General features: G+C 58.8%; 14 protein-coding genes. 12 read left to right on the top strand and 2 right to left on the bottom strand.

The window, feature by feature from the left end; all coding sequences use genetic code 11:
* Together VNM72_09515 and VNM72_09520 are read right to left on the bottom strand one after the other, a co-directional pair.
* Nucleotides 1–984: hydantoinase/oxoprolinase family protein (locus VNM72_09515; protein HXF05640.1), on the bottom strand; the 984-nt coding region annotated here is incomplete at its 3' end.
* A gap of 178 nt (nucleotides 985–1162) precedes the next feature.
* Nucleotides 1163–1744: a cob(I)yrinic acid a,c-diamide adenosyltransferase gene (locus VNM72_09520; GenBank protein HXF05641.1), complete on the bottom strand. Its 582-nt coding sequence runs from the start codon at nucleotides 1742–1744 to the stop codon at nucleotides 1163–1165.
* Between the two features lie 200 nt (nucleotides 1745–1944).
* On the opposite strand from VNM72_09520, the gene VNM72_09525 reads away from it, so the two are divergent.
* From VNM72_09525 to VNM72_09580, 12 genes are all read left to right on the top strand, one after another.
* The gene (locus VNM72_09525; GenBank protein ID HXF05642.1) at nucleotides 1945–2226 is read left to right on the top strand and encodes a hypothetical protein; all 282 of its coding nucleotides are present in this window, start codon (nucleotides 1945–1947) and stop codon (nucleotides 2224–2226) included.
* Nucleotides 2227–2230: 4 nt separating this feature from the next.
* Nucleotides 2231–3790: a sigma 54-interacting transcriptional regulator gene (locus VNM72_09530; protein ID HXF05643.1), complete on the top strand. Its 1560-nt coding sequence runs from the start codon at nucleotides 2231–2233 to the stop codon at nucleotides 3788–3790.
* Nucleotides 3791–4625: 835 nt separating this feature from the next.
* Entirely contained in the window at nucleotides 4626–4844 is a 219-nt protein-coding gene (locus VNM72_09535; protein ID HXF05644.1) for a hypothetical protein, read from the top strand.
* 92 nt (nucleotides 4845–4936) lie between these two features.
* Entirely contained in the window at nucleotides 4937–6334 is a 1398-nt protein-coding gene (gene glnA, locus VNM72_09540) for a type I glutamate--ammonia ligase (GenBank protein HXF05645.1), read from the top strand.
* Nucleotides 6335–6464: 130 nt separating this feature from the next.
* Nucleotides 6465–11318: a glutamate synthase-related protein gene (locus VNM72_09545; protein HXF05646.1), complete on the top strand. Its 4854-nt coding sequence runs from the start codon at nucleotides 6465–6467 to the stop codon at nucleotides 11316–11318.
* Nucleotides 11319–11553: 235 nt separating this feature from the next.
* Complete coding sequence (locus tag VNM72_09550) at nucleotides 11554–12426, top strand: haloacid dehalogenase-like hydrolase (protein HXF05647.1); 873 nt, start codon at nucleotides 11554–11556, stop codon at nucleotides 12424–12426.
* 452 nt (nucleotides 12427–12878) lie between these two features.
* Complete coding sequence (murB, locus tag VNM72_09555; protein HXF05648.1) at nucleotides 12879–13799, top strand: UDP-N-acetylmuramate dehydrogenase; 921 nt, start codon at nucleotides 12879–12881, stop codon at nucleotides 13797–13799.
* A complete protein-coding gene (murA, locus tag VNM72_09560; GenBank protein HXF05649.1) occupies nucleotides 13799–15112 on the top strand; it encodes a UDP-N-acetylglucosamine 1-carboxyvinyltransferase in 1314 nt (437 codons plus the stop codon). Before murB ends, murA begins: the two co-directional genes overlap by 1 nt.
* Nucleotides 15113–15331: 219 nt before the next feature.
* Nucleotides 15332–17665, top strand: a complete 2334-nt coding sequence (locus VNM72_09565) for a protein kinase (protein HXF05650.1) — start codon at nucleotides 15332–15334, stop codon at nucleotides 17663–17665.
* Entirely contained in the window at nucleotides 17662–19245 is a 1584-nt protein-coding gene (locus VNM72_09570) for a tetratricopeptide repeat protein (GenBank protein ID HXF05651.1), read from the top strand. Before VNM72_09565 ends, VNM72_09570 begins: the two co-directional genes overlap by 4 nt.
* Before the next feature lie 74 nt (nucleotides 19246–19319).
* Nucleotides 19320–21860, top strand: coding sequence for an Ig-like domain-containing protein (locus tag VNM72_09575; protein HXF05652.1), 2541 nt, complete (start codon nucleotides 19320–19322; stop codon nucleotides 21858–21860).
* A 97-nt stretch (nucleotides 21861–21957) separates the two neighbouring features.
* Nucleotides 21958–24447: an Ig-like domain-containing protein gene (locus VNM72_09580; protein ID HXF05653.1), complete on the top strand. Its 2490-nt coding sequence runs from the start codon at nucleotides 21958–21960 to the stop codon at nucleotides 24445–24447.
* Nucleotides 24448–24479: the final 32 nt, after the last annotated feature.

Genomic DNA, 24479 nt, shown 5'->3' on the forward strand with positions numbered 1-24479 from the left:
GCCTGTGATGAGTTCACCCCGCCGAACCGGCGCCACCGTTGTTGAAGCGCCTCCTATGTGGAGGATGACTGCATTCTCTTCGGTACTCGCCCCGGACCCTTCCTCGATCAATGTGCCGATGATGCTCGCCACATGTCCCGAGAATAGAGCCGAAGCGGGTTGTCGCAGAAATTCATCGGGCCGGAGAACCCCGGCGTCATTGCCCATGATGAGCAGGGGGGCTGTAATGTCACACCTCCGGAGGCTCTTTTCCACAAGCTCAACCAGACGCACGAGACGGGGCAGAAACCCAGCGATCAGGAGCGACCGCAGGAGAAGATTCTGCGCCTGATCGTTTCCCCCCGCGGGCTGACAAGCCGCCAGGTCGTGCAGCGCTAGAGCAGGCATTCCGAGAGCGACGGATGCCGCCACCACCTCTCGTTCCCGTCGAGACGTCGCAGCTTCATCGGCCACCACGAGGACGCGAGCCCCGCGTGATCGAAGGTCATACAACGTGTTACGGAGGACAGCTTCATGACCAACCTGCTCGGGGTCAAGTCGCAAACTGAGGAGCCTGATGGGATTGGAGAAGGAGTCACTGCTTGGGGCAGTGAATCTCTCCAGTGACCAAGGGGCGCCCACGATCACGAGTCCCACCGCCGGGCTCTCACTTTGGCCGATCGGGTAGGTGCCCCAGGTAGTCCCAAGCACGACGGTCTCGACATCCTGCGCCGCAAAAGACCCTGATCCCGCTGACTGCTGCAGGGCAGTATGCAGCCGCTCCGTTAGATCATCTCGACCGGCGCCCTCTGTCGGGGATTCTCTCCCTTCTGATCTTTGCGCGAACTGGCGGAGTCGGGCGGACATCTCGAGAGGTTTCAGGGGTGATGTCCCCGTCGCCAGAGTGCAAACAGAAACCACCTCTGTCGTGTCGCCGTCAACGGCCACGATCCGAATGTGAGCGACACCGACATCGAGCCCAATTCGGATCCTCCGTCGTCCCATAGAGGGTGTGGATCACTCGGCCCCTCAACCAATCCGCACAGACGCCAGGGATCAAGCCTCCCCCGGTACCCGCAATGCCACACAAATTACGCCGACATCCCGGCACGCCGTCGCCCAGAGGTTGCAAGGCCGAGCTTGGATCTCTGGAGAATCTATCATCTCGCCGACTCGATGATTCTCAATCTTCCGGCTGCTTTTTCCTCGTTCTCGGCGGGCTAGCAAATGATGCCTGCTCTTCACTGATGCCCGCTCGACGATTAACGACCCGCGCCAGCACAAAGAGAAGATCGGACAAACGATTGAGGTAGACGATCAACTCAGGATTGATCGCCTCTTCTTTTGAGAGCTTCACAACCTTCCGTTCGGCGCGCCGCGTCACGGCTCGGGCGAGATGCAAAAGAGCCCCCGCCGGAGCGCCTCCGGGGAGAACGAACTCCTTAAGGGGAGGAATTTGACGATTGAATTCGTCAATCGTGCGTTCGAGCCGGAGACTCTCCTCCCGGGTGATTCTGGGGGCATCGAGATTTAGGGGACTGGCCAGATCGGCTCCCACCGTGAAAAGCGTATTTTGGAGGGTCGCCAGGATGCCATCAATCTCTTTATCCTGCACGTGGCAGCGGACAAGTCCGAGCAGGGAATTCACCTCATCAATTTCACCATAGGCATCAACCCGAGGCGAATCCTTGCCGACGCGCTGACCTCCCACCAGGGATGTCTCGCCGCTATCGCCCGTTCGCGTGTAGACTTTTGTGATACGCATAAGAGTCTTCGCTCAGCCACGAATACCAGCAAACGGCACCGCTTCATACCAGCCGGATGACAAACAGAGGGAGAATATACGCGGGCTCCGGCGGCGGTGTCAAAGAGTCCCCGAATTAGCAAGGAACACACCCTGACAGCGGACGGGCGACGTAGTATAATCGTGCTGCTTCGCGGAGAAACCCTTGAAGGAGCGGGCCGATGAGTGAGGGGTGGTCGTGGCTTATCGCCCTCGCGCTGGCCGTCGGTGTGGTGGCACTGCTTGTGCGCGATTACCGGCGGAAGCAGACGCGCACGGACGAACAATACCAGGCGGACGTAAGGCGAGCGGGAGTTTCCTGGATCGGAGCGGCGGCCCTCAGTCTCCACAAACTTCTCCAGCCGGGCGTTGAGAAAGCAATCTCGTACGTGCAGGACGAGAGGGAAGGAATGACCGAGAACGATCATGATACCGGGCTCGACCCTCGCAACGGGCGGAGGTGACGCCATGAGTGCCAGCCGTGATCCAATTGTCGCGGGCGGCCGCAGTGAGATCAAAAAACTGACCTCACTGCTTCAGATCAGCCAGACACTCGGTCAGCCGCTGAATCTCCGGGCAGCGCTCGCGCGCGTCCTGGAAATCCTGGAGGAAAATCATGGTGTGGTCTCGGCGATTGTCGTCCTCCAGGATGAAAGGGATGAGCTTTTGAAGATCGAAAGCGCCATCGGTATCAGCCCTCAGGCGCGTCGCCGCAGCCAATACCAGGTGGGTGAGGGAATCATCGGGCGCGTCGTGGAAAGCGGCCGTCCCATTGTCGTGCCCAAGGCCAGTCAGGAGCCACTCTTTCTGAACCGCACCGGTATTCTCAAGGGCCCTCACGAGGAGCTCACCTTCATCTGTGTCCCCGTTTCCGTTGATCGGCAGACAGTGGGAGCACTGGGCGTCGCCCTCCGCTACAAGCGTGAGCGCGATTATGACCAGTCGGTTCAGTTTTTCAGCATCGTCGGCTCGATGATCGCTCAGGCGGTCAAAGTGAATCGCCTCATCGAGGCGGAAAAACAGCGCCTGCTCGATGAGAATCTCACACTCAAGATGGAGCTGCGCCAGCGCTACGACTTCAGCAACATCGTGGGGACGAGTCGTCCGATGCAGGATGTCTATGAGCAGGTCGCCCAGGTGGCCAAGACCAACACAACTGTCCTCATTCGAGGAGAGTCAGGAACAGGCAAGGAGCTTATCGCGCGGGCCATCCACTATAACTCCCTGCGGGCGGATAAGCCGTTCATCAAGGTGAGCTGCGCCGCCTTGCCCGAAAGTTTGATCGAAGCCGAGCTTTTCGGCTACGAAAAGGGAGCCTTCACCGGGGCCTACAGTCGCAAAAAGGGCCGCTTTGAACTCGCCGACCACGGCACGCTCTTTCTGGACGAAATCGGCGACCTCAGCCCCTCGACTCAGGTCAAGCTCTTGCGCGTCCTCCAGGAGCGCGAGTTCGAGCGCCTGGGGGGCACGGAAACCATCTCCGTAGACGTCCGACTCATCGCGGCGACCAACCGCGATCTGGAAGGGGCACTGCGTGACGGCACCTTCCGCGAAGACCTCTATTATCGGCTCAACGTCTTCACCATCTATCTTCCTCCCCTGCGCGAGCGGAAATCGGATATTCTGCTTCTGGCCGATCACTTCCTGGAGAAGTACGCGCGGCTCCATCGCAAGGACATTCGAAGGATCTCGACCCCCGCGATTGATATGCTCATGAGTTACCACTGGCCCGGGAATGTCCGTGAGCTGGAGAACATCATCGAGCGGGCCGTTCTCGTGTGTGAGGGAAATGTCATTCACAGTCATCACCTGCCGCCCACGCTCCAGACTGCCGAGGCCTCGGGAACCCTTCCGCGACGGTCCCTCGCGGAAGCGGTGCAGGCCTACGAGAAGGATCTCATCCTCGATGCGCTCAAAACCACACGCGGTAACATCACCCGAGCTGCGCGCCTCCTCAATACGACCAAGCGAATCCTCGGCTACAGGGTCAAAAGGCTCAAGATTGACGTCTCTCGTTTCAAGGAGTAGAGTCGGCGACGCTGTCCGAGCGACCGGAGGCAATGGTACGAATGGGTTGCCCCAGCGGACGATGACTCCCGGATGAGACCGGCGACTCACAATGGGACACCCGCCGCAGGCCTTCCTAACAAAAAGCTGGATGGGCGAGGTCGAAGGGCCACCGAGGGGACCGACAGTATGTGACAATTTTGTCCCTTTTCCTGAAATCTGTGACACTTTTGTTCCATTTCCCTTTCCCCTCGACCGCCGGCGGGTGTTCATGCGGTAGCGGTGAGACAATCCTTCCGCGGCAATCACTGGATGTTGGGGTTTGCCAGGAACCCGGCTCAATATCTGGTGGGGAAGCCTGATGCCCGAGACAGCCCATGTGAGAGTGACGGAGTTCCCCATGCCCCTTCGGTGAAGCGGAGGATTTCACGAGCAGGGGCCAACGGATGAATGGCAGGTAGTACGACCTCATTTCCCCGAGGGATGCACGCCGGGCACCGCTCTCTCCGCTGGCGAGACCGGAGCCGGACAAAAATGGGACATTTTTGTATCTTTCGAGTCTGTTTGGTACACTATTGTCGCATTCCATTCCGTTCGGCCTCTCCCCGATCCAGGCTTCGTTGGCGCCCTTTCCTCGCGTTCTCAATGGGTTACAGGAAAGATTGAAGTGCCTTGGTCTCGTGGAACACCGTTTGCAAAATGCCACTTCGGTCGAAATTGTCGGTCGTTTCTTATGACCGTGCGGCCGGCGCAACATGGAGAGACCCTGGGTGCAGCCGGGGATGATTTGTGGAAAAGGCGACTTTTGAGTCTGCGATGCAATACGAAAGCTTGTGCACCAATACTGGAGGAAGCCATGCCAGGCGAATACGGTGAGATCATGCGATTTCTCATGTACCATCGCGAACGGTACTCCACCGAGGAGGAATTCCGTCATTTCCTCGCGACGGAGATTCGGAAGCTTGTCCTTGACCTCCGGGATTTCGACATTATCATTTCGGTCCTACCGGAGTTCCTCAAACCCCGCTCGCTTGAGCAAGTTGGGGCGCCCGCTCCGGGACGGGCGGCGGTATAGGTGCGCTCAGCAGGGCGGTCAGGGCTGGTTGGGCCCGCGGGAATTCCGGGAGTGCTCGAAGTAGAAAAATCACAAACTGCTCAGGAGGTCGAATGACGCCTAAAGAAGTCCTGTCATTTGCCAAGGAACAGGGTGCCAAATTCGTTGACATGCGCTTTACCGATCTGCCCGGTCAATGGCAGCACATGATTTTTCCCATCGAGGAGCTGTCGGAGCGCTCCTTCGAGGAAGGGTTCGGGTTTGACGCCTCTTCGATTCGAGGCTGGGCGGCGATTCACGAAAGTGACATGCTCGTTGTGCCTGATCCCTCGCGGTGCTGGATTGACCCGTTTTTCAAGGAACCAACACTGGTGATGATCGGAACGGTGGTTGATCCAATCACCAAGCAGGAATATGAATTCGACCCTCGGGGGGTGGCACGACGGGCGGAAGCCTATCTCCGGTATACCGGGATCGCAGACGTGGCTTATTTTGGGCCGGAAGCCGAGTTTTTCATCTTCGACGATGTGGTCTACCACAACGATAGCTACACGGCCGAGTACTCCATTCACAGCGATGAGGCCGCCTGGAAGGAGAGCGGCAGCGGCTATCGCATTCGGCACAAGGAGGGATATGTGCCGACGCCCCCGCTCGATACGCTGGTGGACCTGCGTTCGGAGATCACCCTCCGGCTACGCCAGGTGGGAATCGAAGTGGAGTGTCACCATCACGAAGTGGCCACGGCGGGTCAGGGGGAGATTGACTTCCGTTACTCGAACCTGACGACGACTGCCGACAATGTGATGATCTTCAAGTACGTCGTCAAGAACACCGCTCGGGCCTGGGGCAAGGTGGCCACCTTCATGCCCAAGCCCATCTATGGCGACAACGGCAGCGGTATGCACTGCCATCAGTCGCTGTGGAAAGGGGGCAAGCCGCTCTTTGCCGGAGATGAATACGCCGGACTGTCGCGGGAGGCGCTCTATTACATCGGGGGACTACTCAAGCATGCGCCGGCACTTGCGGCACTGGTGGCGCCGACAACCAACAGTTATCGGCGCCTGGTGCCCGGTTATGAAGCTCCGGTGAACCTCGCCTACTCGCGTCGCAATCGAAGTGCCGCCGTGCGCATCCCGATGTACTCGCCGAGTCCAAAGGCGAAGCGACTGGAATTTCGCCCGCCGGACCCCAGCTGCAACCCGTATCTCGCCTTTGCCGCCATGCTCATGGCCGGTCTCGATGGAATCGAACAGCGGATTGATCCGGGCGAGCCGCTTGATCGGGATATTTACGACATGAGTCCGGAGGAGTTGAAGAACGTCCCGAGCCTGCCCGGTTCTCTCGAAGAGGCGTTGGCTGCTCTGGAACGGGACTACGACTTCTTGCTCAAGGGAGATGTTTTCACCGAGAGTCTCATCGAGCGCTGGATCCGTTATAAGCGTGAGCGGGAAGTGAATCAACTTCGACTCCGACCCCATCCTTACGAGTTCGCGCTTTATTTCGACGTGTAGATGATGGGGTCACTGGCCTGCTGATTGGCTGACTCGGCGACTCACCATCGGGGTGGGCTGGCGAGTCACGGTCCTTACACTCTCGGTGTCGGCGAAGGAGAGGCATTTTTCATCGAGTGAGGTCAGAAAAATGAACGCAACGGTGATGGGGGAAACAGAAGAGCAACGAATTGATCTCGAGCGCGACAGTTGCGGAGTTGGGTTTATCGCCGATCTTCAGGGGCGTCGCCGCCATGATATCTTGGAGATGGGCCTGACGGCTCTTTCCCGGATGCGTCATCGAGGGGCCGTCTCTGCTGATGCTGAAACGGGAGATGGAGCGGGTGTCCTCTTTCAATTGCCCTCGCAGTTTTTCCGGCGCGAGTTGCTGCGGCGGGGAGTGCGCTTGTCTCCAAAGGCGCGTGTCGCCGTCGGAATGGTCTTTCTGCCGGCATCCCCGGAGGATTACGAGGCGAGCAAACGCACGATTGAAGACGTGATTGCGCGAACCGGTAGGGCAGGCGCGTCCCTCCACGCCTCCTCGGTCTGCTCGGACACTTCTGGGTCTCCTCCCCGAAGTGTCCGGATTCCCCTGCAATGTCTCGGATGGCGACGGGTCCCTGTGGATCTGGAAGTGCTGGGTGAGGAGGCGCGGGCTGCTTGCCCGATCATCGAACAGGTGATCATTGCTCCCACCTCCCCCTGTTCGAGTGACGCGCTCGAACGGACTCTTTTTCTGGTCAGAAAAGAGATCGAGCATCGCCTGTCGGTTGCGGGACTTTCGGCGCACATCGTCTCACTGTCACATCGAACGATAGTCTACAAGGCATTGCTCGTGTCGTCCGATCTCCGAAGATTCTTCCCGGATCTTCAGAGGCTGGATTTCCGCACGCGATTTACCATCTTTCACGGCCGCTACAGCACCAACACGCGACCGAGCTGGAGGTTGGTTCAGCCGTTTCGCTTCCTGGCCCATAATGGGGAGATCAATACGCTCCAGGGAAATCGCCGGTGGGTCCAGGCGCGGACGGAGATGCTCGCCTCTGTGTGGGGCGGCGAAACGAAATGGCTTGTGCCCCTCCTTGACGAACGAGCGAGCGACTCAGCCAATTTAGACAACGTGCTGGAGCTGCTCTTTTTCTCAGGGCGCTCTTTGCTTCATGCGATGTCCATGCTGGTGCCGGAAGCCTACGGGCGCGACCCGGAAAAGGATCCTGCTATCGGTGCCTTCTACGAGTATCATGAATGTCTCATCGAACCTTGGGACGGACCGGCGGCCCTCTGCTTCACCGATGGGCGTATCGTTGGAGCTGCGCTCGACCGAAACGGACTCCGTCCCGCTCGCTACGTCATCACGAGTGATGGACTCATGGTCCTCGCGTCGGAAGTCGGCGTGCTGCCGTTAAGTGAGTCGCACATTGTTGAGAAAGGTCGCCTCGGTCCGGGCAGTATGGTTGCCCTCGATACGGCTTCCCGCCGCCTCTATCGAGATGAAGAGATCAAGCGGCGCCTGGCCCGACGACGCCCCTATCGGCACTGGCTGAAGCAGCACCTGATTGAGATTGATCGAGACGCCCCATCGGTGGAGTCTGACGCCCCATCCTTATCGAACCCGTTGAAAACCCTTCAACGAACCTTTGGCTACACGCGCGAGGATCTCGAACTCATCTTGAGCCAGATCGCAATCGAAGGCAAAGAGCCCATTGGTTCGATGGGAGATGACACGCCGTTGCCTGCGCTTTCACAGAAGCCGCGGCTCATTTACGACTATTTCAAGCAGCTTTTCGCTCAAGTGACGAATCCCCCTATTGATCCTCTGCGGGAGCGACTCGTCATGTCGCTCGATACATGGATCGGACCGCGATCCAACTGGCTCAAAGAGGAGCCCGAAGCCTGCCGGATGATTCGCTTCAGAAGCCCTATCTTGACGGGCAATCAGTTTCGCTGGCTGAAGGCGCAGCGAGGACTTCCTGTCGCAATTCTTCCCACCCGCTTCCCGGTGAGTCGAGCAGGAGAAGGGCTGCGTCAATCTATCGAGCGCTTATGCGCTCAGGCGGAAAAAGCGGTCGAGCAGGGCGCGGGCATACTCATTCTCAGCGACCGCAACGTGTCAGGGCGATGGGCTCCCATCCCGATGTTGCTGGCCGTCGGTGCCGTGCATCAGCACCTTCTCCGAAGTGGAAAACGAATGCGCGTCGGCCTCGTCGCCGAAGTGGGTGATGCCCGCCAGGATCATCATTTCGCCTGTTTGATCGGATATGGAGCAAGCGCCGTTTACCCCTATTTGGCCTACGAGTCTGTGGCCGCGTTGGCCGAAGAGAAGGCAATGATAGACCGCCACCATGCCGTCATTACCTATCGGCAGGTCATAGGGAAGGGTTTGCTCAAGATCATGTCAAAGATGGGGATCTCGGTTCTCTCAAGCTATCACGGCGCTCAGTTGTTTGAAGCCGTCGGATTGGCGCCGGAGGTGATCTCCCGCTGCTTCTCGGGTACACCGTCACGAATCGGAGGGGTTGGCTGGGAGGGAATCGCGGCAGATGTGCTTCAGTTCCACCAGAGGGCGTTCGGAAAGGAGGACGTTTTCTTCCAGCCGGGGTATCACTCGAACACGACGAAAATAATGGCGCCTCGGGGTGCTCATGTCATTGCACGTTCAGAGGGAACAACCTCTCTTGACGATTACGGCTTCTATCGTTTTCGGAAAAACGGCGAATATCATGCGTTCAATCCGGGGGTGATCCGAACGTTGCATCGCGTTGCCCAGAGCAACGGGGATCAAGGGCGAGGACCGGCTCCGACTGAACTGTATCACGCCTATCGCGCAGCCGTTGAAGATCGTCCTCCCCTCGCCCTGCGGGATTTTCTCACTTTTGATTCGCCCCGACGACCCATTTCGATCAGTGAAGTGGAGCCGGTCGGTGAGATCGTGAAGCGGTTTTCCACCTCCGGGATGTCGCACGGGGCGCTCAGCCGGGAAGCACACGAAGCACTGGCCATCGCTATGAATCGGCTGGGTGCCCGGTCCAATAGCGGCGAGGGGGGCGAGGATCCCTCCCGTTACCGACGTCCACGGGATGGGGACTGGGCGGGCAACGCCATCAAACAGGTCGCATCGGCGCGATTTGGTGTGACACCGGCCTATCTCGTCTCGGCTGATGAGCTGGAGATCAAAATCGCGCAAGGATCAAAGCCGGGCGAGGGAGGACAGCTTCCCGGTCATAAAGTGACGGTGGAGATTGCCCGTCTTCGTCACGCGACGCCTGGCATAGCGCTCATCTCGCCACCCCCACATCACGATATTTATTCGATTGAGGACCTGGCCGAGCTAATTTATGACCTCCGCCAGATCAACCCTCGCGCCCGCATTGCCGTCAAGCTTGTGGCCGAAGCGGGTATCGGGACGATTGCCGCCGGCGTCGTCAAAGCCGGGGCCGATGTGGTTCACATTAGCGGGCATGATGGGGGGACCGGAGCATCGCCTCTCAGTTCGATCAAGTACGCCGGGATTCCCTGGGAGCTGGGCCTTCGTGAGGTCCAGGCGGCGCTCATGGCCAATGCTCTCCGGGGCCGGGTCGTCCTCCGCGTGGACGGAGGGTTGAAGACAGGTCGGGATGTCGTCCTCGCGGCCATGCTGGGCGCCGATGAATTTGGCTTCGGGACGGCAGCTCTCATTGCTCTGGGTTGTGTCATGGCTCGTCAGTGTCATCTTAATACCTGTCCGGTCGGAATCGCCACCCAGCGCGAGGACCTGCGCGCCCGCTTTCGCGGAAAGCCGGAACATGTTGTGCGCTTCTTTCTCTCTGTGGCCGAGCAGGTGCGAGAGATCCTCGCTCATCTCGGGTTTCGCCGCTTCGAGGAGATCATCGGGCGGAGCGACCTCGTCAAGCTTCGTGCACCCGATGGCTTCGTACTGGACGATGCTGAAAACCACACCCCTACTCGGGGAACCCTCTACCCGGGGAAAAAGAAGCAGCCCTCAGTAGTGGTCGGAGGAGCAAAAAGCGCCCGACTTGACCTGAGCATCCTCGTCGAAGCGGATTCTGCAACAGGATCGCGTGCTCGGAGATTTCTTCAGACGGCTCGCCGACAACATCCCGTACTCGATGATGTCATCCTTGGCGAGATCGCACCGTCGCTCGAGAGGGGGCAAGATGTTCATCTTTCTTTCCACATCAGCAATACCGACCGGGCCGTGGGAGCGAGGCTCGCCGGAGAGATCGTTCGGCGGTACGGTGATAAAGGACTCTCCAGGCAATCCATTGAGATCACATTTCGCGGAACGGCGGGTCAGAGCTTTGGGGCTTTCTGCGTCTCCGGGTTGCGGCTTCTTCTTTTCGGGGATGCCAACGATTATGTGGGGAAAGGGATGGCCGGGGGAGAGATTGTGATTCGTCCGTCCGAGGCGGCTCGCTTCACCTGGCACGAAAATGTCATCGTGGGGAACACAGTCCTGTATGGTGCAACTGGAGGTCGGCTGTTTGCCGCCGGTCGCGCCGGAGAGCGGTTTGCCGTACGAAATAGCGGGGCCGTTGCCGTTGTCGAAGGCGTGGGAGATCACGGCTGTGAGTATATGACCGGTGGCGCGGTGGTTGTTCTGGGCGACGTAGGGTTCAACTTCGCTGCGGGTATGACCGGAGGCATCGCCATTGTGCTGGATGAGACCGAGCGCCTCATTCACCGGGTCAATCACGACCTCGTTTCACTGGCTCCCCTGGAAACGGCCGATGAACAGTGGCTGCGGGCCCTGCTCGTGAGCTACTGGGAAGCGACCTCGAGCCCTCGCGCCCGCATGCTGCTTGACTCCTGGAGCCACTGGGTCACGGCCTTCAGGAAGATCCTGCCCAAGTCGCCGGGAGAAATGGCTCTGCCTCCCCACGATCGGTTGCAAGACGACAGGAGATGGGATTTCTCTGATCTCAGTTATCGTTCAGGGGAAAGCCCCGTCGTCACCTATGGCTCGATCAATACGACGGAACTCGCACGATCCGGCAGACACCTATAACTTCCCCCGAATTGTTGACAAACCGGCGTCTGTTCATCGCGCTCCAGATCGCACGGAAAGGAGACCCTCCCATCATCTTCGAGCGGGGATTCCGTTAACATGGACGTTACACGGCCCTGATAGTCTTCTCTGTCACATGCGGCAGGAGTGATTGCCTGGAGCGGTCGGTCAGCCTCTTCGAGAGGCTTCTGCCGAAAAATTATGATGAACTCAAGGGGATCCACGGAGGTAAGAAGTGAAAGCGAAATCGAATGCAACGAGGCACTATCTTCTGGCCAGCGATTTTGATAAGACGCTGAGCTTCAACGATTCCGGCCATGTCTTGAGCGAGTTGCTGAACTTATCGGGGTTCGAGCAGAAGGTTGCATCGCTGGCGCGGATCAACCTGGTTCAGCAAGGGGGTGAGTTGGCATATCTCCTCCTGCATGACCCCGATTATCGGGGAGTGCGACGCGAACACCTGGTGGAAGTCGGTAAGCGAATTCGGCTCAAGAAGAACATCTCTCTCCTCGCGCGCTTCCTCGAAGGTGGCATCGAAGGGCATCGCTTCTCCTTTTATGTGATCTCGGCAGCTCCTGAGGATGTCATCCGATCGGCGCTCGAGGGGATCGTCCCCGCCGATCACATCTACGGGACTCAGTTCGAGTATGATCCCTCGACGGGGGAGATCCGTTCTATTCTTCGGGTCCCGGCGGGATACGGAAAGGTGGCTGTTCTCGATGATCTCCAATCGCGGTTGCAGGTGAGCCATCACCATATCATCTATGTCGGCGATGGTGTGTCGGACGTGCATGTCATGCTCCACGTCAATCAGCGAGAAGGGTACACAATCGCCGTGTCGGAGGCGCGGTACATTGCCCATATCGCCAAACGAACGATTCTGAGCGATGATGCCTTCAGCATTGTCGTGCCCATTTTAGAGGATATTGCTGGCTGGCCGGCCGATCGCATCCGAGCCTTATTTGAATCACAGGGGTTGCTCATTCAGGAGTGGGGGAAGGTTCGCACCGACTGGCTGACGATCCGGGAGTCTCCTGGTCCCGCATTGCTGAATCAGGGCATCCCCGAAGGTTATGATGGTCGCAACAGTCGGGATCTCGCGGGTTGACCCCCTTCGATTTTGTTCGACATTGACGGCTGGGTTCGGTCGTTGAGGGAAGCAAAATCTACATCCGTCGCACCCCGACAGGAGTGGCAGCAGGGCGGTACGGTTACCTTTTCCTCCGGTCGTTCGACGGAGACGACCCTCGAACCACAGGGCGACGACCCGACCGGGGCCTCTAAAGGATCCAGCCCTTTTGGCGCCCCTGCGCTCGGAAGATGCGGGCGGTCTCCAGGATAAACCCCCATCGCTCCTGCTTTCAGGGAAGTGGGGCTTGTCTTTGAACGTCAGCCCCCGATGAGAATTCCGTTCCCGGGCCTTTTCATGTAGGAGATTCGTACCTTTTGCTTGACTTTCTCCGGAGACTCGGGGATCGTTACGGGTATTCCTTGTCTGGCCGTTTCGTCGGCGAAGGCGGACCGGCCGACAAATCCTTAAGCGGACGGAGCAGTTTGATAGTGGAGGCAACAATAGCGTCGGTCGCTCAATTGCGCGCTCAGCTCGTGGAGCAATATGGGGAAGACCGCGTTCGATGCCAGGAACCATTGGCACGATATGTAAACTGGCGCGTTGGCGGTCCGGCGGATCTTCTCTTCATCGCGCGGACGCGAGAGGAGCTGGTGACAGGTGTTCAGCGAGCACGTGACAGGTCGCTGCCCGTTACGGTGATCGGGTACGGAGCTAATGTGCTTGTCTCCGACCGAGGAATCCGGGGCCTTGTGATCGTCAATCGGGCGGAAGACATCACGGTGAGCGGGGAGCGAATCACCGCCGATTCAGGCACAAATCTCGTCACCCTCGCTCGGCGGGCCTGTGAAGAGGGCCTGTCAGGTTTAGAATTTCTCATCGGCATCCCCGGAACCGTCGGCGGAGCGATCGTCGGCAACGCGGGCACCCGGGACGAGTGGATCGGCGATCGGGTGGAGAGGATCGAAATTCTCGCTCCGCACGGCGAACTCCAATGGCTCGAGCAGCGAGAACTGGACTTTGGCTATCGCAGAAGTCGTCTTCAGCGAACGGGAGAGATTATCCTCCGTGCCGTTTTGCTCGGGCGGAAGGCTCCTCGTGGGGAAATTGAAAAGCGGATGGATCAGATGCTGGCGGCCCGAAGAAATCAGCCGACCGGTCCGAGCGCGGGTTCGGTTTTCAAAAATCCTCCGGGGGATTTTGCCGGTCGGTTGATCGAAGCCTGCGGGTTAAAGGGCTATCGTATCGGAGGGGCAAAGATCTCCGAGCAACACGCCAACTTCATCATCAATACGGGAGGGGCAACGGCGGGAGAGATCAGGGCCCTGATCGAGGTAGCCCGGCAGGAGGTCGTCCGCAAGTTCGGCATCCGGCTGGAGGAAGAGGTGCGCTATCTCGGAGAGTGGGATTAATGACCTGGATCATTCGCGGAGGTCGCCCGCTCCTGGGCGATGTGACAGTCGGCGGAGCAAAGAACACGGCTTTCAAGCTGATGATTGCCGCGCTCCTGGCTGATGATGTCAGCGTTCTGGAGAACGTGCCCGATGTGGGAGATACCCGCACGGTAGCCGAGATGATTCGGGCACTTGGAGGACAAGTCGAATGGGCGACGGGTCGAAGCCTCATAATTGATCCAGGAGGCGTCAGGCAGTATGTGCTTGATCGGGAGATGGCCACGCGCTGTCGAGCCTCGATCCTGTTTGCCGGACCGTTACTCGCGCGCCTGGGCGAAGCTGTAATTCCTCTGCCCGGAGGTGATCGCATCGGCCGCCGTCCGGTGGACCGCCATCTCGCAGGCCTCCTGGCGCTCGGTGTGGAGACCCGCGATGAAGGTGGGCTTCTTCACCTCAGGGCACCTCGCCTTCGAGGAGCACGCTACCGATTTCCCAAAAGCACTCACACCGGGACGGAGACACTGCTTCTGGCGGCTGTGTGTGCCGAGGGGGAAACTCTCCTGGAAAACGCTGCCTGCGAGCCGGAAGTGGACGACCTGATCGCTTTCCTAAGGAAGATGGGGGCACAGGTCGAGCGGCTGACCGACCGAACGATCCGCATCCTTGGCGTTGCAGGACTACATGGCGCGCGTCACAGCATCATGCCCGACCGGAATGAAGCCGTGACTTACGCCTGTGCTGCTCTGATCACCCGGGGAGATGTAACGACCCACCAGGTGCAGCCCGTGCACCTGACGGCATTCATTGACGTCCTGAAGGCAATGAGGGCTGGCTGCCAGGCGGATGATAACAGGCTGCGCGTGTGGTATGATGGGCCACTCCGTCCCGTGACGATCACAACGTCGCCACACCCGGGATTCATGACCGATTGGCATCCGCTCGTGGCGTCTGTGCTGACGCAGGCCGAGGGAGTAAGCGTCGTCCATGAGACCGTGTTTGAAAATCGCTTTGGCTATGTGCCGTATTTGAGGCAAATGGGCGCGCGGATCGAGCTGTTCAATCCCGAGGTTCTCAATCCCGACGCAGTCTACAACTTCAACCCCGAGGACGACCATCCCGATTACTTTCATGCCGCGCGGATCTTCGGGCCGACGCCTCTCCGCGGTGCCTGCGTGCATGCAACCGACGTTCGCGCCGGAGCGGCTCTCGTCCTGGCGGCGCTGGCAGCCGATGGTGAAACCACCTTAACGGGAATTGAGCACATCGAGCGGGGATACGAACGGCTCGATCTCGCTCTCCGGTCGCTTGGCGCAGACATTCGTCAGAAGTAGGACGCATCCCGGATTCGCAGAGATGACGATCCCCTTCGTCTCCGGTTTACGCGCAGGTCATCGTTATTTTTCGGCTATGGTTGGAAGCGGAGGGAGACGCCTGTCCATTCGGCGGAGATTTCGGTCATGGGGATTCAACCGGCTTGCCCTCACACGCCGACTGCCGTAAACTGTGGACGTCTGATGCGTAACGAAAGCGGTTGAGGGTCGGACTGACGCATGGCGGAGATCGTCCCCATCACAGTGGGAGCCACCCTCTCACACTACCTTGTCCTGGAACGACTTGGTCGAGGGGGGATGGGGGAGGTCTGGAAGGCGGAGAATATACGGCTGAAGAAGATAGTTGCGCTCAAGACACTCTCGCCCAAGCTGCTTGCCGATCCTGATGCCAAAGCCCGATTCCTCCGGGAAGCCCGGTTAATCGCCCGGCTGGATCATCCCAACATCGCCAGCGTATTTGACATCGTGGAGGTGGGCGATCTCGTCTTCATCGTCATGGAGTACATTCAAGGCGAGTCGCTCGACCGGCGCATCGCTCGAGGTCCGCTGGATAAGAGCGAGGTCGTGAAGATTGCGGCTCAGGTGTGTGATGCATTGGCCGAGGCGCATCGCCATCGGATCATTCATCGAGACATTAAGCCGCACAATATCATGCTCACGCCGGCGGGTCATGTGAAGGTTCTTGATTTCGGACTGGCGAAGTTGCTGGCACCTCCGCAGATGGAGGAGACCACCGAAACACAAACGGTCGAGGCTACAGCTTTGACCATGCCGGGGATGACATTCGGCACGCGCAAATACATGTCGCCCGAGCAATGGCTCAGCCCGGAGGTTGATCATCGCAGCGATATTTTCTCCCTTGGCGTCGTGATTTTCGAGATGCTCGTCGGCGATCTCCCCATTGAGGGCTATCAATTGGCCAATATGATCGGCACCCAATCCACTGTCTGGTCGGGCGTCTTTCAGGGAGTCCCGCGAGAGTTTCGCCCGATACTGTTGAAGACGCTGGCCCGGAATCCCGACGATCGGTATCAAAGCGTGACTGAACTCATGCGCGATCTGGGGAGCCTTCCGCGCGTGACCGAGTACGTGCCGGAAGTGACCGTCACTCCACCGGTGCTCGAAGCCCCGCCGCTGAAACCATCGGTGACGGTTTCCCTGCTTCACGCCATCGGCTATCTCGCACCCTCTTTGTTTCTGATTCACCTGGCGGGCGCACGACCGGGTACGCTCCGGGCGGCAAGCGCTGTCGTTCTGGCGGTGACTCTTCCTTTTCTCATCCGGGCACTCGAGGGGCGTCTTGGGCGTCGGCTGAAACCGATCCGGTTGATCGCTCAGCGGACGGATCGGCGCGTGGCGCCGGTCGTCGGTCTGCTAATGCTGTTTGTGCTCGCGGCTGCCTTTAATATCGGAGACCTCTTCGGATGGGTTCAGCAATGGGGGGACTGGCGCTATGCCATTACATCGGTTCCGCGCCATAAGGATGTCGTGTTGATCGCTATTGATGCCGAGTCCCGCCAGAAATTCCTCGCCACCGACCCCGGCGCTTCTCAGTTGAAGAACTGGCGGCGGTACCACAGGCAACTCATCGAGACGATTCTCGCTCATGGCCCTCCGAAGGCCATCGGGTTTGACATTTTCTTCGAGGATCCGACCGAATTCGATGCGGACTTCGCCCAGGCGATCACTCGCGCCCGAAGCCAGGGAGTGCCCGTCATCATTGGGGAGTTTTTCGACGAGCAGAAGTATGAGTTTCGCCCGCCGACTCCGCAGATTCGCGCCGCCGTTGGCGATGCGGTTGGCCATCCGATCGTTCTCAAGGGGATGGACGATGTCGTCCGGGGGGTTCCGCTGGTTCTGCGGAGCAGGCGGGTGGATGAGGAAGCCGGTGTTGTGTTCACCCAGGAGGTGCCCTCGCTCTCGCTGCTCATGGTCAGCGGCGGAAGCTTCGATGCGACTCGCGTGTTGCCCGGTCAGGAGTTGCGTCTGGAGGATCGGGTCGTACCGCTTGCTTCCGGGCCGCAGTATGTGCGCAATCTCCCTCCGGACAGGTTCGATTACGAAACCTTTCTCATCGCCTACAGCCGGGATTCCCTTGAACAGCTCAGCTACTGGGATGTCTACGAGGGGAGCATCTTTAAGGATCGCCTCCCGGCCAATTACTTCCTCGGCAAATATGTCTTGATCGGAGCGGCGTATCCCGATTTCGAGCGTCCGGTGCAAATTCCCACAGATCGCGAGGTTTATCCGTTCTACGTCCACGCAAGCGCCATCAACGCAATGTTGCAAAACGCGTCTATCACGCAGGTGCGAGGATTTCCGGCGCTCTTGATTGTCGCGCTCGTCGGCCTGACGGTCTACGGAGCGGCGCTCCACTTTCGCCGACGTTTCCTCCTTCAGGCCGCATCAGTTGGCGGGATATGTGTGCTGGTGGGCGGGGCATCGTACTGGCTCTACACCAGCTCGTTCACCTGGTTCGATTCCTCCTACACGATTTTTGCTGCCATCAGTGTGGGCCTTTTTTGTCGTCTAACGGAGGGAAGGCAAAAATGATCCGGAAGAGGAAAAAGCGCTGGGAGATCGTGAGCATCCTCGTGCTCAGTTGCTCGGCGATGACGGCTCAAGGTCAGCAGAGCGTGGCCGTGATCTTCGATATTCGCAAGCCCCCGTCAGGGTCCACATCGTATGCCGACCAGGAACCCGTCGAGAACGTCAACGTGTTCAAAGCGCAAGACCGTCGGTGGCAATCGGGATGGAAAAGGCTCCCGCTCGATCTTCTCGATCGCGTGAATGTGCGTCGGCTTCCTCAACCTAAAGTGCAGAAGCTCATCATCACTTTCACCGATCCCCGGCGCAAGCAAGTGATCCTCGCCGAGGGCGACCATATTCAAATTCTCGATCCCGAAACGATCCAGGTTGAGGGAGGGTTTTTCGGCTGGATCGTGGGGCGAATTCGCACGACGACGCGCTATATCCAGGCCATCGCCAGCGGCACCCAGTACGGGCTCATTGTGGATGGCGAACGAACGCGGCTATACGTCTGGGAGGGAAGCGTGGAAGTGTCCAGCCGCGCGGGAGGGCGAGTTGTGGTCGGGGAGAAACATTTGACCGAAGCTGTTGGGGAACGTCCGCCGGCTCCCCCGCGTATCCCTCGATTCGAGGAAATCAAAGACCTCGTCCTTTTCGGCATCGAGGTGGATCCCGACGTGCGCATCCGTTTTGCCGACGAACGATCGCAATCTCAGTTGCACGAGGACCTGATCCGGGCGGAATTCGAGACTGCCGTTCGACCGACGGTGGAGACGCAGATCAACCTCGGTAATCTCTATCTCGCCCTCGGACGCTATGATCAGGCTCTGGCCGTTTTCAACCGGGCGGAAAAGATCGCTCCCGCGAGTGACATCTATAATGCCCGAGGCATCATTTACACCGTGCGGCCCGGGCTGGGTGATCCGGTGAGTGAGTTTCGAGCAGCCATCGGTCGGGAGAATCTCTCGAGGTTTCACAATAATCTCGGGGTTTACTATTTGCGGGAGCGACGGATTGATCAGGCCATTACCGAGTTTCAAACAGCCGTTGCGCTGGAGCCAACCAATGACGTGGCCTACAACGGATTGGGAGTTGCCTGGATTCAATCGGGGCAGGGAACGATGGCGCTCAGCCGTGCTCAGGAGGCACTTAGCCGGGCCGTCCGGCTCAAGCCCAGAGTCGTATCTCTGACCAATTTGGGCACGACATACTTGCTTCAGGGTCAGGTTGATGCCGCCGAAGATTACTACCGGCGAGCAGCTCGACTGGCTGAACCCGATGCCGCCATTGCAAACAATCTCGGCGTCTCGTCGCTCAAACGCGGGCGATACGAAGAGGCAGTGGATCAGTTCATCAAGGCCATTCACGCTGATAGCTCCGATCCTGCTGCTTACTGTAATCTGGCCCTCGTCTATCACGCGCAGGCCGAGCTCCGGGAGGCAATCAAAAGTCGAGTTCAGGATCTGGCTGCTCCCGCGGGACCGCTCTCGGCAGATGTGGTTCGATCAACGATGGCCCTTCTAGGCGAAGTCGAGCGGCTTCCGGCGGACCAATTTGACGCAGCCTGCGAGAGATTCGCCGCAACACTACGGCGAAACCGTTAGCCCATTCGGTTGGTCACGGGAGACGCTTACCCTGGGGACTGAAAGGGCGGGCTTCGATCGGGAGGTACGCAACCATGAGAAAGACGCTCGCTTTGATTGCCACTTTAGCCTTCGGCATAGGGATTCGGCCGTCGCCGGTTGGGATGGCAGGCGGAGACGGGACCATCTCATCAACGTCTTTCGCACCTAGAGCCGCTCAGGTCGGCTTCGCCGTCATCGGCATTTCCCCCGCGCCGGAGGCGACCAATGTTCCGGTGACGACGACCATCATCGTCACTTTTAACCTGCCGTTGGTAGCGTCATCGGTGACGACCCAAACGTTCACACTCGCGGCCCTGACTGGCGTCGCAAGCGTTCCCGTCGCGGGTACGATAGCTGTTCTGGGATCAACGGCCACGTTTCGGCCTTTGATGGCCTTGTCGCCGCTGACAAATTATCAGGTCAGGATCGTCGGCGGACCCAGAGGAGTTCGCGGCAGGGATCCACAGGGATCAATCTTCAGCCTGGAGAAAGATTTTCTCAGTACTTTTCGAACGGGGGAAGCTACCGGGGGCGGCACGTCGGTGCGTGCGAGAAATGGAGGGATTGTGACCGATCCTCGCACCGGCGCATCGGCCTCGATCCCACCAAACACGCTGAAAACTGACGCGCGCGTCCGCATCCTGACGCTCGACTCGGCAGCGCAGATCGGTCAGGTGGATAATAGCTGCGGCGTCTCCATTCGGCCCGACGAGCCGTTGCCGGGCGTAAATGGGTTTCTGCGCGTTTCCGAAATCGTACGGTATGAGGTTCAGCCCTGCGGTTCCGTCGCATTCGGGCCGAGTATGACGTTGCGATTTCCGCTCATTTTTCCTTTCAAGGGGACGCTTCCGATCGGCACGGTGGTTCGCGTCTTTGAACTGGGGCGCTCGGCGAATGGTCAGCTTGTCTTCCGTGATACGGGAGTCCCCGCCAAGGTGATCGGAAGTTTTCTTACGGGCACGGCAGCGATTGTGCCGGGAATTCCTGTTTTCGGCACGTTCGCCGCGTTCCTGCCGGTGACAAATTCTGCGAAGACCACGCGGTGGTATGGTGATGAGGAGCAAAGCGGGACTTTCTTGAGGTCTTCTTCAGTCGTTGCCAACGCCATGCACGCGCTCTATTTCCCCCTGGTGCTCGAGTCCGATGGGCGACGGACGAAAATTTCGGTTGTGAACCCCACAACGAATCCGGTTGATGTTAACTTTGTGGCTTATACACCAGCGGGGGATAAGTCCGTCACCGTTGCTATTCGACTCGACGGAGGCCGCCAGTTCTCGCTGCGTGTGGGAGAGGCCTTTCCCGGGTTCACGCGGGGAGCAGTTGTCGTTCTCTCGAACGAGGCCATCACCGGCTTTTACGAGATCGTCAACGAATACGACAAGCCGACGCTCATGGCCGGAGCTGCTGCCGTGCGTTCGGCTCAAGCAGCGATGGTCTTTCCCGTGATCATGACGCTCGGAAATGATGCCACGGAAGTCCATCTCTTCAATCCTTCGTCACAGCCGGTGCGCGTGAGTGTCAAGGGATACGATGCGACGGGCGCTCCGGTCAGTCCCACCGATGGTTCGGGATCACCGGTGACGGATTTCGAACTGCCTCCCTTCGGCACATATGTGGTCTCCAGCCGGGACCCGAGTGCAAACACCGGTCCGGCATTCCTTTCGCTGGCCCAGCTCAATGGAGGCTATTTGATCGTCCAGTCACTTGACGCAACCCATGGACTCGTTGGGGCTGAAATTTTCGGCACGGAAACGGCGTCTCAACGTACCGTGGCTGTGGTCAACGGCCTTTCGCTTCCCTCCGGCTGCGTCCTTGTGAACCCCGGCGATGGGGCCTGTCACGTTGATTCGTCGCCCGAGTCCGAAATTCCCGAGGCCGTGCGTCAGCATACACTTTACGGCCTTCATTTCGATGATCCTCCAGCAGGGGCCGAACTCCTTCTCATCAATGTCAGCGATCAACCGGCTCAGGTTGCCATAAGCGCTTTCCGCGAGGACGGAAGCTTTCGGGGGAGCTTTCCGGCAAGCGGATTTCTCGTGCCGGATCTGCCTGCTCACGGGGTCTTGCGCCTTGATCTTCCGGCGAAACTGGGATTCCATCCGGCTCCCGGCTACATTCGCGTCGAGGACCAAAATTCGGCGCTCGTCGGAGTCATCATCAATTTTGACGCCACGAGCGGACGGTACAAGACGGTCCTGCCACTCGTTCCCGATGATCCACGCCTCGCTCAGTCCAACGTCACGACGTTTCTCTCCCGTGTGCAGCTCGATCCTTCCTCCTCTGCAGAACCGCGAATGGTGACGGGTCTGATCGTGTTCAACCCTAATAACAACAGTGTCCCTTTCACGTTGCGGATTCGAGACAATGCCGGGCGCGTGCGGAGCACATCGGCGACGCTCGTGGCCAGAGGAATGTTCATTCGGTCACGGTCAGCGGTGAGTTTCCCGACGACAGACAACGGCTATGTTGAAATGCAAACAACAGGTGCGCTTTTGCCCGGCACCGGGGCGCGCCTCATCCTCGTTGGCATTTATCGGGCCAGAGGATCAAGTGGAATTCACGTGTCCTCGCCAGTGCTGGAGCAAACCAGGTAGCGCGGGCTTTCGAGTTTGCGTGACGTGGCGCAGACTTTCTAATCTGCGGTAACGTAAGGCGGACATTCAAGTCCGCGGTCAAGTTGGAGGGGAACACATGAAGGGACTCCGGTGGACAAGCATTCTTCTGCTGGTTGTTTTTCTGGCGAGCACAAGTCCCTCTGCTTCAGTGCAACTGCCGCTAGCCGTAGTCAGCATCTCACCGGCTCCAGGGGCAACGGATGTTGACCCTGAAACGTCGGTCGTCGTGACCTTCAATTATCCTCTTATCCCGCAGTCGGTGACGCCCAGTACCTTCCTCGTCCAGCGGATCGAGGGGATCATTCCTATCCCCGTTGTCGGAATCATTACCGTGTTCGGGAGCGTGGCAACATTTCGTCCCCTCACACCACTTGCAGAGCTGACCACCTATCGGATCGTGCTTAAAGGGGGAACCGGTGGAATTCTCGGGAGCAACGAGCAGTTTATGCCGAGCGATTTCGTGAGCACGTTCCGAACTGGGCGAAAGAGCGGTGGGACGCCGGTTGATTTTACTCAGGGAGCAACGGTGACCGATCCTCAAACCGGTGCATCCACCGAGATTCCACCCTATACGCTGAAGGAGGATGCCACGATTTCCATAGTTGTAGACCCCTCTGACTTGGGGTCAAGTGGCGAAGAAAACCGCAGGCTCGAAAGCCTGCGCTACAGCGGCTCGTTGCCGTCGGGAGATTCGTTCCCTTCGGTGGAGGGAATGGTCCGTGTAACGCGAGTCGTGCGATTTGAAGTTGACCCGCCGGGGCTGACTGCCTTTGGGCCGGGGATGAAGATTTCCCTTCCTTTGCTCTCTGAGCACGTGGGACGACTACCCCAGGGAACAACTCTCCGGCTCTTTCAACTGGCTCTCCGGTCCGACGGTAGGGAGGAGGAGCCGGTGTTCGTAGATACCGGCATACCGGCGGTCGTTAGCACAAGAGGTATCTTCGGCCCGACAGTAGCGATTTCCCCGGATGTTCAAACGTTTGGCACCTATGCTGCTTTTCAAGAAATCTCCGCTCAGGGAGTTAATCTGAGCGCGGCACCTGTTCGGCAGGATCAAGGGTCCCAGCTCATTTTTCCCATTGTTGAGCAGAGCGGAGAACGCGCGAGCCGTCTATCTCTGGCCAACATGAATGTCGCCGAACCGACGACAGTGGAGCTTCACGCCTATACTCCGACAGGCGATCTCTACAGGACGGTCAGCCGGATGATTCCGGCCGGTCAGGCGGCTGCATTTCTTGTGTCGGACCTCTTCCCCGGATTCTCAACGGGAGCAATTATCGCGCGCGCGGAGGCAGGGCCGATTCATGGTCAGATCGAGATCGCAGATGATTTTTCTCGGCCGGGAGTTCTTGCCGCCGGTGATGCCGTTACGACCGTGCCGTCGGCTCTGGTCTTTCCTGTTATTGCAACATCGAGCGGCCGGTTTACCGAGATTCATCTGTTCAATCCCTTTGATGAACCCGTCAGCGTCATAATCAAAGCCTTTGATCGGGAAAGGAAACCGGTGACGCTCACCAACTCGGCGGGCGAGTCGCTCACGGTTGTCAAAATCCCCCCGCACGGCAAGGTAGTAGCGGCTTGCTCCGGTAGTGGCTGCGAACGTCGGACGCAAGCGCAGGATGTCGTGATTCCTCTCGATCGCCTCGATGGGGGCTATGTGCTCGCCTTTGGCGATGATCCATCAAAGGGAGTTGTGGGAGCCGAGCTATTCGGAGAGACGACAGGCGGTCGGCGCACTCTGACGATGGTTGCCTCGGGTCCGCTCCCCCGTGGGTGTGTGATTCGAGGAGTAACGGCTACGGGCTGCCGGGTGAGCGAAGACCCGCTTGATCCCGCGTTCGTTCCAGATGTTGCTCGTCAACATACGCTCTATGCCCCTCATTTTGAAGACTCACCGGCGACGGCGGAGATTGTCCTGGTTAACGTCAGCGACGTTACAGTCCCAGCGGCCTTCACCGCGTTCCGCGAAGATGGAAGTTTTCGCGCAAGCTATCCCGCGTCGGGTTTCTTCTTGCTTGAACCACACCAGGTCGTGCGATTGCCGGTACAGACACTTTTAGGGTTCAATCCCGCGCCAGGCTATGTTCGGGTTGAGGATCCACTTTCTGCTCTCGTGGGAGCTCTCATCAATCAGCGCACTACCTCCCCACCATATCTCTCTGCGATTCCTCTCATCGCAGACGATCCTCAGATTGCGCAGTCTCCGTCGGTTTTGTTTCTCTCGCGAATTCAACTTGATCCCACGGCGACAATCCCCCGGCTGACGACCGGCCTCGTTGTGTTCAATCCCGGCAACAATGCAAATCCCTTTGCCGCGATCGTGAGATCAGGAGATGGACGGACGAATCGGGTGGATCAATCGGTCACGAAGCGGGGAGTTTTGACTCGGTGGCGCGGTTCCCTCTCGGTTGCTTATCCGACAGTCCGTGAGGGAATTCTTGAGATACGATCCACGAAACCGGAGACAGCCGGGGAAACTCGGCGACTGATCGTCGTCGGCATTTACCGTGCGACAATACAGTCGGGATCGTCGTTCGCTTTGAGCACAGCTGTGATCGCTCATTGAAGGGTGTTTATGGGAATGACCCGATACGCGGA

The sequence above is a fragment of the Blastocatellia bacterium genome, assembly GCA_035573895.1.
GTDB lineage: Bacteria > Acidobacteriota > Blastocatellia > HR10 > HR10 > DATLZR01.

Excerpts from the sequence above, each read along its gene's own strand:
- VNM72_09575 (HXF05652.1), top strand. The coding sequence starts at position 19,320 with ATGAGAAAGACGCTCGCTTTGATTGCCACTTTAGCCTTCGGCATAGGG.
- VNM72_09545 (HXF05646.1), top strand. The coding sequence starts at position 6,465 with ATGAACGCAACGGTGATGGGGGAAACAGAAGAGCAACGAATTGATCTC.
- VNM72_09570 (HXF05651.1), top strand. The coding sequence starts at position 17,662 with ATGATCCGGAAGAGGAAAAAGCGCTGGGAGATCGTGAGCATCCTCGTG.
- VNM72_09525 (HXF05642.1), top strand. The coding sequence starts at position 1,945 with ATGAGTGAGGGGTGGTCGTGGCTTATCGCCCTCGCGCTGGCCGTCGGT.
- murA (HXF05649.1), top strand. The coding sequence starts at position 13,799 with ATGACCTGGATCATTCGCGGAGGTCGCCCGCTCCTGGGCGATGTGACA.
- VNM72_09530 (HXF05643.1), top strand. The coding sequence starts at position 2,231 with ATGAGTGCCAGCCGTGATCCAATTGTCGCGGGCGGCCGCAGTGAGATC.
- VNM72_09580 (HXF05653.1), top strand. The coding sequence starts at position 21,958 with ATGAAGGGACTCCGGTGGACAAGCATTCTTCTGCTGGTTGTTTTTCTG.
- VNM72_09565 (HXF05650.1), top strand. The coding sequence starts at position 15,332 with ATGGCGGAGATCGTCCCCATCACAGTGGGAGCCACCCTCTCACACTAC.
- VNM72_09520 (HXF05641.1), bottom strand. The coding sequence starts at position 1,744 with ATGCGTATCACAAAAGTCTACACGCGAACGGGCGATAGCGGCGAGACA.
- glnA (HXF05645.1), top strand. The coding sequence starts at position 4,937 with ATGACGCCTAAAGAAGTCCTGTCATTTGCCAAGGAACAGGGTGCCAAA.
- VNM72_09535 (HXF05644.1), top strand. The coding sequence starts at position 4,626 with ATGCCAGGCGAATACGGTGAGATCATGCGATTTCTCATGTACCATCGC.